At 58.7% G+C, this 16,078-nt stretch carries 16 protein-coding genes; 9 read left to right on the top strand and 7 right to left on the bottom strand.

Annotated elements, in window-relative coordinates:
- The first annotated feature begins 64 nt into the window (after nucleotides 1-64).
- Nucleotides 65-625: a hypothetical protein gene (locus tag KGA97_RS07350; protein ID WP_008044937.1), complete on the top strand. Its 561-nt coding sequence runs from the start codon at nucleotides 65-67 to the stop codon at nucleotides 623-625.
- A 3-nt stretch (nucleotides 626-628) separates the two neighbouring features.
- On the opposite strand, the gene KGA97_RS07355 is transcribed toward KGA97_RS07350, so the two are convergent.
- The 3 genes from KGA97_RS07355 to KGA97_RS07365 form a co-directional block, all read right to left on the bottom strand.
- A complete protein-coding gene (locus KGA97_RS07355) occupies nucleotides 629-1,345 on the bottom strand; it encodes an alpha/beta hydrolase (RefSeq protein ID WP_223434984.1) in 717 nt (238 codons plus the stop codon).
- Between the two features lie 186 nt (nucleotides 1,346-1,531).
- A complete protein-coding gene (locus KGA97_RS07360; protein ID WP_223434985.1) occupies nucleotides 1,532-2,644 on the bottom strand; it encodes a succinylglutamate desuccinylase/aspartoacylase family protein in 1,113 nt (370 codons plus the stop codon).
- A 213-nt stretch (nucleotides 2,645-2,857) separates the two neighbouring features.
- Complete coding sequence (locus KGA97_RS07365) at nucleotides 2,858-3,637, bottom strand: ABC transporter substrate-binding protein (RefSeq protein WP_008026734.1); 780 nt, start codon at nucleotides 3,635-3,637, stop codon at nucleotides 2,858-2,860.
- 174 nt (nucleotides 3,638-3,811) lie between these two features.
- Here KGA97_RS07365 and KGA97_RS07370 point away from each other — a divergent pair, with 174 nt between their 5' ends.
- Nucleotides 3,812-4,471 (top strand): type 1 glutamine amidotransferase, encoded by a 660-nt coding sequence (locus tag KGA97_RS07370; protein WP_223480513.1) that lies wholly within the window; start codon nucleotides 3,812-3,814, stop codon nucleotides 4,469-4,471.
- Nucleotides 4,472-4,579: 108 nt separating this feature from the next.
- Here the strand turns inward: KGA97_RS07370 and KGA97_RS07375 are convergent, their stop codons facing one another.
- Entirely contained in the window at nucleotides 4,580-5,008 is a 429-nt protein-coding gene (locus KGA97_RS07375) for a rhodanese-like domain-containing protein (RefSeq protein ID WP_223480488.1), read from the bottom strand.
- A gap of 101 nt (nucleotides 5,009-5,109) precedes the next feature.
- Here KGA97_RS07375 and ftrA point away from each other — a divergent pair, with 101 nt between their 5' ends.
- Complete coding sequence (gene ftrA / locus KGA97_RS07380; protein ID WP_223480489.1) at nucleotides 5,110-6,084, top strand: transcriptional regulator FtrA; 975 nt, start codon at nucleotides 5,110-5,112, stop codon at nucleotides 6,082-6,084.
- 91 nt (nucleotides 6,085-6,175) lie between these two features.
- Here ftrA and cobF read toward each other — a convergent pair whose 3' ends face one another.
- Nucleotides 6,176-6,931, bottom strand: a complete 756-nt coding sequence (gene cobF / locus KGA97_RS07385) for a precorrin-6A synthase (deacetylating) (protein WP_008044931.1) — start codon at nucleotides 6,929-6,931, stop codon at nucleotides 6,176-6,178.
- Nucleotides 6,931-7,503 (bottom strand): histidine phosphatase family protein, encoded by a 573-nt coding sequence (locus KGA97_RS07390; protein WP_223434988.1) that lies wholly within the window; start codon nucleotides 7,501-7,503, stop codon nucleotides 6,931-6,933. Before KGA97_RS07390 ends, cobF begins: the two co-directional genes overlap by 1 nt.
- 543 nt (nucleotides 7,504-8,046) lie before the next feature.
- Between KGA97_RS07390 and KGA97_RS07395 the strand changes: the two genes are divergently transcribed.
- The 5 genes from KGA97_RS07395 to KGA97_RS07415 all read left to right on the top strand — a co-directional run bounded on the left by KGA97_RS07395 (nucleotide 8,047) and on the right by KGA97_RS07415 (nucleotide 13,220).
- Nucleotides 8,047-9,063, top strand: a complete 1,017-nt coding sequence (locus tag KGA97_RS07395) for an arginine N-succinyltransferase (protein WP_223449695.1) — start codon at nucleotides 8,047-8,049, stop codon at nucleotides 9,061-9,063.
- 61 nt (nucleotides 9,064-9,124) lie between these two features.
- Entirely contained in the window at nucleotides 9,125-10,159 is a 1,035-nt protein-coding gene (gene astA / locus KGA97_RS07400; protein WP_223480490.1) for an arginine N-succinyltransferase, read from the top strand.
- Between the two features lie 146 nt (nucleotides 10,160-10,305).
- Nucleotides 10,306-11,175, top strand: coding sequence for an oxaloacetate decarboxylase (locus KGA97_RS07405; RefSeq protein ID WP_008026744.1), 870 nt, complete (start codon nucleotides 10,306-10,308; stop codon nucleotides 11,173-11,175).
- 627 nt (nucleotides 11,176-11,802) lie between these two features.
- The gene (locus KGA97_RS07410) at nucleotides 11,803-12,582 is read left to right on the top strand and encodes a hypothetical protein (protein WP_223480491.1); all 780 of its coding nucleotides are present in this window, start codon (nucleotides 11,803-11,805) and stop codon (nucleotides 12,580-12,582) included.
- Nucleotides 12,579-13,220 (top strand): transposase, encoded by a 642-nt coding sequence (locus KGA97_RS07415; RefSeq protein ID WP_223480492.1) that lies wholly within the window; start codon nucleotides 12,579-12,581, stop codon nucleotides 13,218-13,220. Before KGA97_RS07410 ends, KGA97_RS07415 begins: the two co-directional genes overlap by 4 nt.
- A gap of 124 nt (nucleotides 13,221-13,344) precedes the next feature.
- Here KGA97_RS07415 and KGA97_RS07420 read toward each other — a convergent pair whose 3' ends face one another.
- On the bottom strand, nucleotides 13,345-14,418 hold the full coding sequence (locus KGA97_RS07420; RefSeq protein ID WP_008026745.1) for a diguanylate cyclase: 1,074 nt from the start codon (nucleotides 14,416-14,418) through the stop codon (nucleotides 13,345-13,347).
- Between the two features lie 185 nt (nucleotides 14,419-14,603).
- On the opposite strand from KGA97_RS07420, the gene KGA97_RS07425 reads away from it, so the two are divergent.
- Entirely contained in the window at nucleotides 14,604-16,058 is a 1,455-nt protein-coding gene (locus KGA97_RS07425; RefSeq protein ID WP_223480493.1) for a flavin-containing monooxygenase, read from the top strand.
- Nucleotides 16,059-16,078 lie beyond the last annotated feature (20 nt).

Consider the following 16,078-nt stretch of genomic DNA (forward strand, 5'->3'; position numbering starts at 1 on the left):
TGGAATGCGTCACGACCTCCATGGGATGATCGCCCCCACCGCGAGACCACCCTGGAGATTTTGAATGTCACTGTTGAGTAAAAAAGCCGTTGTCCTGCTGCTGGCAGCAGTTGCCAGCCTGGGGGCTTTGAATGCACAGGCGGCTAAAGAGGTAGCGCCAGCGCAGAACGTCTCGATGCTGGGCGGAAAATTCAAATTCAACCTGCCCAAGGGCTTCGTTGCCAACCCGCTGCCGGCGGACGCGACCGGTGCGAGCGGCACCATGTACACCAACGCAACCACGAAAACTGTGGTGATTGCCGCTGAAAACACCATTCCTGGTGGCGTCAACGCCAAGGACAACGACGGTGAGTTCCTCGACGCCACGGCGTCCGACTTCGCCACTCAACAAGCCAAGGCGCTGCCGGATTTCACCAAGCTCAGTGAGAAAAGCCTGACCCAGAAAGGCACCGGCCTCGGTCTGCGGGAGATCGACAGCATCGCCACCCAGGGCGGCGGCAAGACCCTCGATACCACGCTGATGGCCGCCTCGGGCACGCGCATGGCGCTGGTAAAGGTGATTTCCCGTCTCAGCGACAATGCCGGCCACGAAGCGCTGGTTAAACAGATCGTCAGCGGCAAGTAAGGCTCAGGGGTTGAGGCGCTGCAACCAGGCGCTCAAATCCTGCATTTCGGCGGCACTGATGTTGTGGCCAACGCCTGGGTAGGCATGAAATTCAGGCTTGAGTGACAGGCTCTGTAACAGGCTGTTCGCCTCGGTGCCGTCGTTGAAGGGAAGGCGTTTGTCCGCCGTGCCATGCCCGATGAAAATCGCCAGCTTCTGAAGTTTTTCATCGGGTTTGAGCTCGGACTTGAGCACCGGCAAAATTCGCCCGCTCAACGCCGCAATCCCGCCCACGGCTTCGGGATGACGCAACGCGACCTCGTAAGACATGATCGCGCCCTGGCTGAAGCCCACCAGGAAAACCTTGTTCGGTACTGTGTGATATTTCTTCGCAGCCTGTGCGACGAAATCCAGCAACACCGGGCCGCTGGCCTTCAGGTCATCCGTCTCGCCGTTGTAGGCACCTTCTCCCTTCTTGCGAAACCACTGATAGCTGCCCTCCTCCATGACCATCGGCGCGCGCACCGACAGGTAGTTGTAGCGGGCGGGCAATTCATCCTTGATGCCGAACAGGTCCTGCTCGTTACTGCCGTAGCCGTGGAGGAAAATCACCAGGGGTTGATTGACCGATTCGGGGTTGGCCTGCTCCAGGTATTTGAGCGGCAGATCGGTATGCAGCGGGGTTTCAGCGTGGACGGCGGCGGACGCCAGGAGTGTCAGCAGAGCGAGAACCTTCAACATAAACCTTCCTTCACAGAGCGCAGGATTCGGGGTTGAGCCTAACATCTCCTGTTGCCGATGCACTCGCAGTGCTGCTGATACCGCTATCGCCGGCAAGCCGGTCTCGCTCCCACAGGGGGAATGCATTTCAACTGTGGGAGCGAGCCTGCTCGCGATAGCGGTATCAGCGACACCAAAGCATCCCGGTCAATCGTTAATCAACTTCCCAACGCGGATCGGCTCGCGCCCCGCAACTTTCGCCTGCCACGTCCCCGGTTGCGTATACCGCCCGCGATCAATCGCAAACAACACACCACTGGTGCCGGCGCACACAGTGGTCACCCGGTCGCTCAACGGGTCAACCACTTCAAACAGTGCATCGCCCTTCTCGACCCATTCACCGGCCTCGCGCAGAAAACTGACCACGCCATGATGCGGCGCAAACAGGTATTCCGTGCCTTCAAACGGCATGCCTTCACAACATTCACTCGGTGCGGCCGGCCAGGTGCCTTTGATAAAACCCTGTTCGGCAAGGAAGCCGAGAATGGCCTCGCAATTGGCCTGAGCCTGATCGACCCGGGTATCGCCCATGCTGCCCAGCTCCAGCGTTGTCGCCAGGTTCGCCGGTGGAATCGCCGCCTCGGGGAATGCCCTGGCCAGGCGCAACCATGGCGAAGAACAGGACTCATCGAAAGAACTGCCGCCGGAGTCTTCACACAGCAGCGCAACGCCTGCCTTCAGCCGAGCCGCCAGGGACTTCCATTGCGACCAGTGTTGCGGCAGCGCATAAATATGAATCGCCGCTTCGAAATCGCAATGCAAGTCGAGGGTGATGTCGGCATCACAGGCATGGCGCAGCAGCAAGCGATGCATGGCTTCCAGCTGCGACTTCGGTGCAGGCAAACCGTCGAGAACCTGGCCCATGGCCTGACGAATCAACACGATGTTGACCTGGGCATCGGCGCCCAACTGATCGCCGATCAGCTCACCGACCGGCGCGCTCAGTTCAACGAACGAGCGGTTGAAATTCTTGCCACTGCCGAGTTCGAAACGGCCCATGTGGCTGCCTTGTAGGTGTTGGTCCAGGCCGATGGGATTGGCCACGGGAACCAACTCGATCACGCCTTGCAACTGACCTTGGGCTTCGAGTTCGGCCAGGCGTTTTTTCAGCTCCCACGCCGTGCGCATGCCCGGCAGTTCGTCCGCGTGCAGGCTGGCCTGGATGTAGACCTTGCGCGAGCCCGTGCCGTAACGAAATACGCTGAGGGTGCGTTCGGAGCCCAGGTGGCTCCAGGGCAATGGGTGGTCGATGCGTTGCATAAAAACTCCTGTCGAAACCGACGCTCAGGATCACGAAACCTGTAGGAGCTGGCTTGCCGGCGAAGGCGATCCAACAGTCACATTGATGTTGAATGTACGGCCGTCATCGCTGGCAAGCCAGCTCCTACAGGGAAATATGTTGGCAAAAAAAACACCGGCACATAAAAAAAGTGGCAACCGCTTTCACGGTTGCCACTTTCTTATACGGCTGGATTACTCGCCGTAAACATCAAAATTGAAGTACTTGTCCTGCACTTGCTTGTACTTGCCGTTGGCACGGATTTCAGTGATGGCGGTGTTGAATTTGTCCGCCAGCTCTTTATCACCCTTGCGCACAGCGATGCCGGCGCCGCCGCCGAAGTACTTGGCGTCTTCGTAGGTTGGACCCACAAAAGCGAAGCCCTTGCCCGCGTCGGTTTTCAGGAAACCGTCGTCGAGGTTGACCGAGTCGGCCAGCATCGCGTCGAGGCGACCGGAGACCATGTCCAGGTTGGCTTCCTGCTGCGAGCCGTAACGCACCAGGACAATACCGGCCGGTTGCAGCACTTCAGTGGCGAAGCGGTCGTGAGTACTGGCGCGCAGTACACCGACTTTCTTGCCCTTGAGCTCGGTCAGCGGATCTTTGACGTCGGTGCCTTCCTTCATCACGAAGCGCGCCGGGGTGTGGTAGTACTTGATGGTGAAATCGACGTTTTTCTTGCGGTCGTCGGTGATGGTCATGGACGACAGGATCGCGTCGATTTTCTTGACCTTCAGGGCCGGGATCAGGCCGTCGAACTCTTGCTCGACCCAAGTACATTTCAGTTTCGCCTGCTCACACAGCGCGTCGCCGATATCGACGTCGAAACCGGTGAGTTTGCCGTCAGGGGTTTTCATCGAGAATGGCGGGTAACCGGCTTCGATACCGATGCGGATCGGCTTGGCGTCATCGGCCACAGCGGTCAGGGACAACATCGACAGTGCCAGGGCACCGAACATCACTAGCTTCTTCATTTATAACTCCTGTGGGCGGAGGCTTTTATTGGCAGCGTTCGATTGGTAGCGTTCGGTCAGCGCTTTTTTGTTGGAGAAAACCGAAGTGGCGGGCAGTCTAGAGCGGCTTCAAGCGCGTAAATTGTGCATATGCGACAAATACTTATAGAAAAGGCGAGCTGAATGAACGATGAGATTCGCACCTTGAACCTGATCCAGCACCACCCCGCCGAAGGACCGGGTGCAATTGCCGACTGGGCTGCCTCCCGGGGATTGTTGCTGAACGTCTACCGCGCCGACCTCGGTCAATTGCCGCCAGTCAGCGCGGAACCGGCGGTTTTATTGGGCGGGCCCTATGAGTCCAACACCGGCCCCGCATGGCTGGAGGCTGAACGCCAGTGGCTGGCGCGCAGCCTGGAACAGGGCGCGGCGGTGTTTGCGATTTGTCTGGGGGCGCAGTTGTTGGCGCTGAGTCTGGGCGGAAATGTGCGGCGAATGGATCGGACCGAAACCGGCTGGACGCCAGTGCGCTTTGCCGATGGCCGGGTATTGAAGGTGCTGGAATGGCACGAAGACGCCATCGACTTGCCGCCCGGCGCGCAGCTATTGGCCAGCAGCGATCAGTGCGAGCAGCAGATGTATCGCGCAGGGCCTGCTCGGGTGGGTTTGCAGTTTCATCCGGAGTGGAATGCCGAATCGGTGGCAACGCTCAATGCGCACTTTGCCGATGAATCGCCGCTGCCACGGGGAGCACCGGACAGCGCCGCCCATGCCGCCGTTTTTGAATGGTTGCAGGTGACGCTGGATGAGTGGTGGGCATTAGCCAAAGATCGCAAGAACACCCCAAACTTGTAGGAGCCAGCTTGCTGGCGAAAGCTCTGGAAACTTACGTCGATCCTGAGGCCGCCATCGCTGGCAAGCCAGCTCCTACAAGGGAATGCGTTTCATGTTGGAACTGCGTTTTCAGCATTCGCAGCCGATGGCAGCTGGCCGTTGCACCTCAGTGCTCAACTCAAACCCTTCATCCAGCCACCCGGTCACTCCGCCGATCATTTCCTTGACCGGATAGCCCAGAGCCGCCAGTTTCACCGCGGCCTTGTTGGCACCATTGCAATGCGGCCCGGCGCAATACACCACGAACAGCGTGGATTTCGCCCAGGTTGCCAACCCTTCAGCAGTCAGCAGTCGTCCCGGAAAATTGATCGCGCCCGGCACATGACCACGCTCGAACGCCAGCGGACCGCGAACGTCCATTAGCACAAAATCCACTTCACCTGCCTGCTGGCTGCCGTGGACGTCGGAACAATCGGTCTCGAAGGTCAGACGGTTGCTGAAATGCATCAGGGCAATGGCCGATGGGGCGGCGGGAATGTTGCGGACCAGGCTGGTCATGAGCGGTACTCCAACGTTTGGGTGGGTGTGAGAAGACTTTATCCGCCGCACGCTTGCGGCTAAAGTGGCGCACAAGACACCTACCGGGAATTTTCCGCCAAATGCAACCCAACCCTGGATTAGTCGCGATTCTGGCCTTCGACGGCCTCTGCACCTTCGAATTCGGCATCGCCGTGGAGATTTTCAGCCTGGCGCGCCCAGAGTTCGATTTCCCATGGTACGAACACCGGATCGTCGCCGTGGATCAAGGCCCGATGCGCGCCATGGGCGGCATTCAGGTGCTGGCCGATGGCGGCATGGAACTGCTCGGCGACGCCCGAACCATCATCATTCCCGGTTGGCGTGATCGCAACGCTGCGGTGCCTGAAGCGTTGATCACCGCCCTGCGCCAGGCCCATGCGCGGGGCGCACGGTTGCTGTCGATCTGCTCGGGCGTGTTCGTCCTGGCAGCGACCGGTTTGCTCGACGGTCATGGTGCCACCACGCATTGGCGCTACACCTCGGAACTGGCGGCGCGTTTCCCGAACATCCTGGTGGACCCTGACGTGCTCTACGTCGACTCGGGCCAACTGATCACTTCGGCGGGCAGTGCTGCTGGTATCGATGCGTGCCTGCATCTGGTGGCACGGGATTTCGGCACCCAGGTGGCCAACTCGGTGGCACGACGGCTGGTGATGTCGCCGCAACGCACCGGCGGACAGGCGCAGTTCATTCCGACGCCGGTCAGTCCTACGCCGCGCAGCGATCTTTCCCGCGTGATGCAGTGGGTTCGGGAGCGTTTGCATGAACCGCTGGAGGTCCGCGACCTGGCCAGCGAGGCGGCCATGAGTGAGCGGACATTCCTGCGTCGTTTTACCGAAGCCACAGGCATGCCGCCCAAAGCGTGGTTGCAGCATGAACGCCTGGCGCGGGCCCGTGAATTGCTGGAGAGCACGAGCAGAAACACCGACCAGATCGCCGAGCAGTGTGGTTATCGCTCGGTGGAAAGTTTCCGGGTGGCGTTTCGCAACGTGGTCGGCGTGCCGCCGTCGGTGTATCGGGAGCGGTTTGGGCGGGAGATTGAAGCGAAGATTTGAGGTGTGTTTGAGGGCCCCTTCGCGGGCAAGCCTCGCTCCTACAAGGTATACGTGATCTTTGTAGGAGCGAGGCTTGCCCGCGAAGGCGGTTTCATGGCTTACGCAAAAGGTACGTATCCATAATCCACCCATTAGCCAGCCGCGCCGCCTTGCGCACTCGCTCGATCTCGTCCGCCACGTCCTTGAGCTTGCCGCTGATGAGGATTTCATCCGGTGTCCCCAGGTAAGCCCCCCAGTAAATCTCTGTCTCCTGATCCGCCACCTGATGGTAGGAATCTTCCGCGTCGAGCATCACCACCAGGCTGTCGGCATCGCTCACCTGCCCTGCCGCCAGCCGGCGGCCCGTCGTGATTTCGAATGAGCGCCCAATCCGGTTCAGCGGCACTTTATGCTGGGCTGCCAATGCCTGAACGCTGGTGATACCGGGGATCACGTCGAACTCGAAGACGCAGCGGCCGGACGCCAGAATCGCCTGCAAGATCCGAATGGTGCTGTCGTACAACGCCGGGTCGCCCCACACCAGAAATCCGCCACACTGGCCGTCGGACATTTCCTCATTGATCAGCCGTTCGAAGGTCAGCTGCTTGGCAAGGTTCAGGTCTTCCACACTGGCCTTGTAGTCCACCTCTCCGCGCTCGCGCTCCGGGCTGTGGGCTTCAACGAAACGGTAGGTGTGATCAGTGATGTAGCGCTGGCAAATCTCACGGCGCAGGTCGATCAGTTTGTCTTTGCTCTGGCCCTTGTCCATGAGGAAAAACACATCGACGAGGTTCAGAGCCTTCACGGCCTGCATCGTGATGTAGTCGGGGTTGCCGGCACCGATGCCGATGACCATCAGTTTTTTCATCAACAGGCTCCCTCAAGGTCTGTGCCCAACACACGTAAGCGCCAGCGACCATTGAAGCGCAATTCGATGGCTGACAGCGGTTCGACATCGATCAGATTGAACGCGGGACTTTGCAGCACATGGGTCAGCGCGGCGCGAATGACAAAAGGGTGGGTGATGGCAACGCTGTGCCCCGGTGTTGCCTCCAGGGTTTTCAGCCAGGCGGCCACCCGCTCGCCGAGTTGCGCTACCGACTCGCCACCGTGAGGCGCCGAACGCGGATCATCGAGCCAGGCCTGCAAGGTCTCGGGTTCGGAACGCTGCAGGTCGTCGATCCGCAAGCCATTCCAGCGCCCAAAATCACAATCCCTCAGCGCCTCGACAATCTCCACGTCATCGGCGAACAACCCGGCGGTTTGCCGGGTCCGCAATTCCGGACCGCAGAACAGGCGCGATGCCTTCTTGAGTCGGGAACCCAACGAACCTCTTGCCAATTGCCAATCCATCTCCACCGGCTCATCCGTAGGAAAACGCGCCAATTTCTGTGCGACGGTTCGAGCGTGGCACATCAGGGTCAAACGGGTCGCCTGCACGAAGGATCACTCGGTAAAAGGAAAGAAAAACAGCGTCACGCCGCCAACAATCACGCAATTGTGCCGTAAGAAACACGATTGGGGGCGTTTCGTTTTACCCCTTGCCAACGCTTGTCGCCCTTAAAAAACCGCTATCTCCGACACCCCTGTAAGCGAGGACCTACAAGGCTGAGCGACTTTGGTGTAGCCCCCGACATACGGGCATTTCGCCCCATTTTAGGGCCAGAAATGGCCGAGCAAAAATTCACTAGACATGGGGCGATCGTTCCATAAATACTGCCGTAACGGCTAATCTAAACAACACCCTCATCCAGCAGGAGCCCGGATGCCCGCTTCCAGCAACATGCACCACCGCCCCCGCACCCAGAACCCGACCGACAGTGTCAGCATGACGCTGCCTGCGGCAAGCAGCGACTGACTGGATAAGAAAAAGAGTGGCGCCTGGCAAACAGCATCAAGCGACCGCCGATTCAATGCGTGGAAACCGACAGTGATAGTCAGGTTCGTGCCAACCGCCGAACCCTTTGATACAGGAGTGCATCCATGCTGGTCTTACGCCCAGTGGAGTTAACCGACCTGCCCCAGTTGCAGCGACTGGCGCAAGAAAGCCTGGTCGGCGTGACGTCCCTGCCGGACGACACCGAACGCTTGCGCGAGCGGATTCTCGACTCCTGCGCCTCGTTCGATAAAAACGTGCAACAGCATGGCCCGGAAAACTACTTCTTCGTGCTGGAGGACCTGACCACCCGGCGCCTCGCGGGCTGTTCGGAAATCCTCGCCACTGCCGGTTTCGGCGAACCCTTCTACAGCCTGCGCAACCGGCATTTCACCAGCGCCTCGCGAGAACTGAACATCGAGCACGGCGTGCCGGCGTTGTCGTTGTGCCACGACCTCAGTGGCCACACCTTGCTGCGCGGGTTTCACATCGATGCGGCACTGGTGCGCACACCGTCCTCGGAATTGCTGTCACGGGCGCGCCTGATGTTCATCGCCGCGCACCTGCCGCGCTTTGCCGAAGCGGTCATCACCGAAATCGTCGGCTTCAGCGATGAAGAAGGACGGTCGCCGTTCTGGGATGCGCTGGGCAAACACTTCTTCGACCTGCCCTACACCGAGGCCGAGCGCCTTTGCGGGCTGGAGAGCCGGACATTTCTTGCCGAACTGATGCCGCAATATCCGATCTACGTGCCGATGCTGCCCCAGGCCGCGCGGGACTGCATCGGCCGTATTCACCCCGATGGCCAGGAGGCCTTCGATATCCTTGAGCGCGAGGGGTTCGAGACCAACAGCTACATCGACCTGTTCGACGGCGGCCCGACCCTGTATGCACGGCTCGCCAACATCCGCACTATCGCGCAAAGCCAGAATGGCACCGCCACACCGGGCTCGACCATCGATGCCCGCGGACGCTACCTGGTGAGCAACGATTCACTGCGTAACTATCGCGCCATCGTCGCCGATCTGGACTACACCGCCGGGCAACCCGTGGTCCTCAGCGCCGAGATGTGCGAGGCACTGAATGTCACCGACGGCAGCCCGATCCGGGTGATCGCGCTGTGAGCATCCTCGCGTCCAGTGCCCAACGACAGCGCTCGAGCCTGCGCGTAGAAGGAGCTGCATCATGATTGTCCGTCCGGTCCAGATCACCGACCTGCCCGCCCTGTTGGCGCTGGTCCGGCAGGCCGGCCCCGGCTTTACCACCCTGCCCGCCAGCGAGGACCGCCTGGCGCACCGGGTGCGCTGGGCGCAACGGACTTTCGCGGAACAGGTTGAACGCGCCGATGCCGACTACCTGTTCGTGCTCGAAGACGACGATCAGCAAGTGGTGGGTGTCAGCGCCCTGACGGGGGCCGTTGGCCTGCGTGAGCCCTGGTACAACTATCGGGTGGGGCTGACAGTCAGTGCGTCACCGGATCTGGGCATCCGGCGGCAAATCCCGACACTGTTCCTGAACAACGAAATGACCGGGCAATCGGAGATTTGCTCCCTGTTCCTGCGTCACGATCAACGCCACGGCAGCAATGGTCGATTGTTGTCGTTGGCGCGCTTGCTGTTTGCTGCCGAGTTTGCGCACCTGTTCGGCGAGAAGCTCATCGCCGAACTGCGTGGCAGCGCCGACGAGCAAGGCTGCTCGCCATTCTGGGACAGCCTGGGCCGGCACTTCTTCAAGATGGACTTCAACCATGCCGATCACTTGTCGGGGCTGGGCAGCAAATCGTTCATTGCCGAACTGATGCCACGCCAACCGCTGTATACCTGCCTGCTCACTGAACAGGCCCAGGCCGTGATCGGCAAGGCTCACCCGAACACCGAACCGGCATTGAAAATCCTTACCGCCGAAGGTTTCACACACAAGGGTTACATCGACATCTTCGACGCCGGCCCGGTCATCGAAGCACCGCTGTCGAAAATCCGCACAGTGCGCGACAGCCAGGCGCTATCGCTGGTCATCGGCACGCCAGACGACCAGGCGCCGGTCTGGCTGATCCACAACCGCCGACTGGAAAACTGCCGCATCACCGCCGCCCCCGCCAGGCGGGTCGGCAACAGCCTGATCGTCGACCGGCTCACCGCCAAACGCTTGCAACTGCAACCCGGCAACTCGGTACGCGCGGTGCTGCTGCTCAATCAACAGCAGCAGGCTGCGGCGGCTTGAAGCGACCTCACGCCGCTCAATGGCGGTTTCGATCAGGCCCGCTCTGCAAATTCGTCATCATTCTTCCCCCCTTAGCGTGATAGCCTTTTGTTTTTTCGGCGTTGACACTTTTGCTCAAGCCCTTCCATTCCATTGGTGGAACTCATATGTCCAGGCTTTCACATCAAGATTTGCGCCGTAACTTCCGTGAACTGTTCGCTTCCAAAACCTGCTATCACACCGCGTCGGTTTTCGACCCGATGTCGGCACGCATTGCCGCAGACCTGGGTTTCGAAGTGGGGATCCTGGGTGGTTCCGTCGCGTCGCTACAGGTGCTGGGTGCACCCGACTTCGCCCTGATCACCCTGAGTGAATTCGCCGAGCAGGCCACTCGCATCGGCCGTGTCGCCCAATTGCCGGTAATCGCCGACGCCGACCATGGCTACGGCAACGCCCTTAACGTGATGCGCACCATCGTCGAGCTCGAACGTGCCGGCATCGCCGCCCTGACCATCGAAGACACCCTGCTGCCGGCGCAATTCGGCCGCAAGTCCACCGACCTGATCGGCGTCGCCGAAGGTGTCGGCAAGATCCGCGCAGCGCTGGAAGCCCGGGTCGACTCGGAAATGGCCATCATCGCCCGCACCCACGCGGGCATCCTGCCGGTGCAGGAAATCATCAGCCGCACCCAGCAGTACCAGAAGGCCGGTGCGGACGGGATTTGCATGGTGGGCGTGCGCGACTTCGACCACCTCGAACAGATCGCCGAACACCTGAGCGTGCCACTGATGCTGGTCACCTACGGCAACCCGCTGCTGCGCGACGACAAACGTCTGGCGGAGTTGGGCGTGCGGGTCACCATCGACGGTCATGGCGCTTACTTTGCGGCGATCAAGGCGACTTACGACAGCCTGCGCGAGCAGCGGCAGATCCTCACTCAGACCTCGGACTTGAGCGCTACGGAACTGACGCATACCTATACGCAGCCTGAGGAATACATCCGTTGGGCAGAAGAGTTTATGAGTGTTAAAGAGTGACATTCAGTCGAGTCTGGCGTCGTCATCAAGGTGACGCCAGGCATCAACTTATTATAAATCCCCCTCACTACACCCAACTATAAAACCCTCTTAAGTCAGTTCCATCACAACACTTACACACAACCACTCACATTCATTTACAGCTACAGCCTTGCCCTGCATCACCAGCAGTGCAACTATCTTTACGTCACTACGACAACAAAACCAACCCATTATTATTTTGCGAGACCACCATGAAAACAACAACCAACAACTGGTGTAGCACCCCGCTATTTCACGCTCAAACCAACATCATCAACACATCGACACATAAACTTACTGCACTGTCTTGCATGTCCGGATATACACCTCGCCTCAACGTGGGCAATATCCACGAAATCAAACGTTACTGGCAACTGACTGAAGCACCGCAATCTATTAAGTAACACTACCAACACGTCCGACCAAGTGCTTGGCTTTCGTAGTTTGCAACGCCAGGCACCCCTACTAAATCAAGTTTCAACGTCTAACCACCAAAGTCTCAATACACACATTTTTTTCCAGCAAAAACCTGTACTGCACGCCCGATCGCTGATGGCGGCTATACGCCCACATTCACTCACACACTTTGAGTCAATGGATACGCCTATGATCAAGACCCTTATCAGATCAGACCTTCATCCAGAACAAATTATTAACACTCTCAAGACACTGGATCTGACCACCGAAGTAAAACACTTAGCCGCTTTATTGCATCAGAAAACTGCTGACGACCCCGAACTGTCCAGGGGAGCAGCAATCTTGAGCTCAACCAACATCCATACCGGAACGTTGACTTTGTACTATAACGCAAGTGGCAATATCAGCTTGAAGGCACCTGACAATGCCCCTGTTTCACCGCAACTCTATACGGTGCCGGGTAACAGCATTCTGTTCGCAATCAATGCGCAGTCGTATCGCGTTCAACTTTACGAAGTGGCGGATGACTACCTGATACTCGGACCACAAGTCACGGTCGACGCGGATAACCCCCTGCTCATCGACGGCACAAAAGTTCTGTTTGACAGCAATCCAACAGGGAACGGGCACCCAGCGTTTATCGGCAGCCTTAACTTTCCGGATAAGAGTGCCGATATCCGTGTTTTCGAACGCAGGTCATTACGCAAATGTGCCTGGTTCCCCCACGACAAAAGTGCCGCACATTATCTGGTCAGTCTGGAACTGCTTGAGGCCGTACAAGACCCAGATTCTAGCAAAGTGGCTGAAGAGTTGATTTATCACTATCACCCCGCAGTTGCGTGGAAGGCGTTCCAGCTCATATATGGCGCTGATCCCTGTAACGCTCGGAGATACGTGCCGCAATTGCGGAAGCTACAAAATACTCATCTGAACCGTTTGCTTGACCAGCACCGGGATGAAGTCGCATGAACCTGAAGACTTTTATCGAGCGCATAGAAGGGTACGATCCGGATCGTGACAAACCACAAATCATTGCCGACCTGCGCGAACTCGCTACCAACAAAACATTACTGAGCGAGCATCTCTACAACACCCTCCAACGCGACGGTTACAACACCAAAAACAGTTTGTATAACGCCTACGCCTTCGTGCTGCACTATTCGGATGCCTACACCGTCCGCCTGGGTTTCTGGGCTCCAGTGACGAGCAAGGATGAGAGCGAAACGTTCATCTACAACTTGAACCACACCCACGATTTTGAGATTTATGCGGTGGGCTACAGCGGCGACGGCTACACCACCGTTATACGCAAAATACTTGATCAGACGCCATTGCGTGTGGGTACCCGACCTCCCTTAGGCAACGAAACAACACTTAAACTTGCCCAGAACGAAGTACTGCACATGCAACCTTATTACGAAGTACATCGACAACTGCCGCCCCAGTGCATGTCTTCCTCACTAAGCCTGATCATTCATGCTCAGCCGTCAACAACCTCCGCCCAGGCCTGGTGTTTCGACGAGGACTACCTGCCGACCTATCCCGGCATTGCAACGCAGGAAACAGCGTTCTACGAACAGACGTTGTCGCTGCTGGGTCTGGAATAGTCAGATTGAGAATCGGCGAGAACTCGTTTGTGCGGTTCGGCGAAGGCAGCGGTTTAAAACGTAAAGGATGTCCCCGGTTTCTACCGACCGAAGCCCGCTCCCACATGGGGATTTGTGCAGGCTTTCAGACCGGGTCGAACAGTTCGTGACGAGGTTCGCCCTCGCCGCTACAGATGACCCGATTGCGGCCGGTGGTCTTGGCCTGGTAGAGCGCCTGATCGGCGTCGTTGAGCCAGAGCGTCGCATCTGTGTGCGCCTGGGTGAAAGCCGCAAGGCCGATGCTCAGGCTGACTTTCAGCGCCGGGCTCTGTTCGTAACTGAGGGTCGCGAAACGATCCCGCAGGGCATCCATGGCCGCCGCGGCGCTGCCGAGCGCAAGGTCCGGGAGAATCACACAGAACTCGTCACCGCCGTAGCGGCCGGCCACGTCAGTCGCCCGAAGGTTCTGTTTGAGCACCTTGCTCAACTGCCGCAAGACGATATCGCCGGCGACATGCCCGTAGGTGTCGTTGATGGCTTTGAAGTGATCGACGTCGATCAACGCAATAGCCCCACCCCGATTCTGGCGTTTACAGCGCTGGAATTCGACTTCCAACTGGTCCTTCCAGGCACCATGGTTGAGCAGGCCGGTGAGGCTATCGGTGCGACTCAGGGCGAGCAATTCGCGCTTTTGCCGGCCAAGCGTGGTGGCCTGGCGAAAGCAGATCCAGCCCAGCGCCAACGGATACAGACACAGCAAAGGTAAACAGGCGTACAGCTGCAGTTGACTGGTTTCAGGAATGAAGGCTGGCGCAAACAGAAAGTATCCGACGCAAACGCCCAGAAGTTGCGCAACCGTGCCCACCAGCAGGAATCGCAAACCGCCAATGGCCACATTGTTCATCGCCATCATGGCAATGGTGGTTGCGCTGGGCAGCGGATTGAATTGCATGGCGGCGACCCAGAAGCCGCCGAGAAAGGCGTCGACCAGCAGGTTACGGTGTTCGGCGTGGTAGGGAACCTTCGCCCGACGCGCCCATTGGTAGGCCACGTGTGGCCAGAAGATTCCGTTGAAGAGCATCATCGCCCAGACCCACAATGGCGGATCAAGCGGGTACATCGCGGCGGCCACACACACCAGTCCCGCGGCTAGCCCCAGGCTTCGCGATGCATAGAGCCTCCTGGCCAGTGAAAGTCCTTTTCCTCCCGTTTTTCCCATAAGGCCTCTGTACCGCTGAACGGAACCTGATCACACCTGGGGTAGCGGGTGTGCTCGAAGTCTAACAGGGCAACGTCAAATAGCCATCACCGGCCAGCAGTCTGAATACCGCGGTATAGACAGGAGGCGAGCCCCGAATGTTTGGCTATACCTGAAGAGACAAATAACGAGAAAAAAGGAGGCCCATGCAGACTTTCCAAGTGTTGATCATCGGCAGCGGTTTCGGCGGCCAGTGTGCGGCGATCAATTTGCTCAAGGCCGGCATCGATGATTTTCGTCTGTTGGAACGTCGGGACTTCTTCGGCGGCACCTGGTGCCAGAACACTTACCCCGGCGCCGCCGTCGATGTGCCCTCGCCGCTGTATTCGCTGTCCTTTGCGCCCTATCGCTGGACGCAAATGTTCGCCGAACAAGCCGAATTGCACCGCTACACGCAGCACGTGGTGGAGCAATTCGGCCTGCGCGACAGGGTGGAACTGGAGGCGAACGTCGAACGCATCGAATGGCACGACGACGCCAAACGCTGGGCGGTGCACACCGCGAGCAAAGGCACGTTCTACGCGCAGTTCCTGATCAACGCCACAGGGCCGCTGAGTCAGCCCGTCGTCCCACGCTTCGAGGGCCAGGAGCGCTTTCAGGGCAAGACTTTTCATACCAACCATTGGGATCACGCCTACGACTATCGGCATAAACGCGTCGCCATCGTTGGCAGTGGCGCCAGCGCGGCCCAGGTGATTCCGGCGATTGCTCCGGACGTCGCGCATTTGCATGTATTCCAGCGCACACCGCACTGGGTGCTGCCACGGGGCGACCGCACTTTTGGGCCTTTCCAGCGCTGGCTGCTCGGCCTCAAACCCGCCTACAAGCTGCTGCGCTGGATGATCTACTGGCAATTCGAAACCCGGGTGATTGCCTTCAAATATTCGAAACCGGCCATCCGCATGGTCCAGCAACACGCCCTGCGCTTCCTCAAACGACAAGTGCCCGACCCTGAACTCAGACGAAAACTGACCCCGGACTACGCCATCGGCTGCAAGCGGGTCATTGTTTCAAGCACCCTGTACCCGGCACTCGGCCGCGACAACGTGACCTTGCACAGCCGCGAGCAAGGCATTGCCGCCATCGACGAAACCGGCATTGTCATGCAGGACGGGCAGCACATCGACGTGGACCTGATCGTCTGGTCCACCGGTTACGACGCCACTGACGGGGTCATTTCCTACCCGGTCAGCGGAAAAAACGGCAAGCAACTCAGGGATTTCTGGGCGACCTACCCTCGCGCCTACCTCGGCACCAGCCTGCCGGACTTCCCCAACCTGTTTATCGTCACCGGTCCCAACACCGGCATCGGCCACACGTCGGCGCTGTTCATCATCGAATCGCAGATGAATTACATCCTCGACTGCATTCGCACGTTAAAAGAACAGGGTTTGCGCAGCATCGAAGTACGCCCCGAGGCAGAACGTACCTACACTGAAATGATCCACCGGGAGATGGAACGCACTGTATGGAAGTCAGGAGGCTGCCACAGTTGGTATCAAAGCAAGAGCGGTCATGTAATCGCCATGTTTCCGGGGTTCAGTTTCAGCTACCACCGATTGACCCGGGCACTGAAACCCGCCGATCACATGCTGTCCTGATCAGAGAGAAGGGAGACGCC

Origin of the sequence: Pseudomonas sp. BF-B-15 (genome assembly GCF_019946675.1) — a bacterium.
Classification (GTDB): Bacteria; Pseudomonadota; Gammaproteobacteria; order Pseudomonadales; family Pseudomonadaceae; genus Aquipseudomonas; species Aquipseudomonas migulae.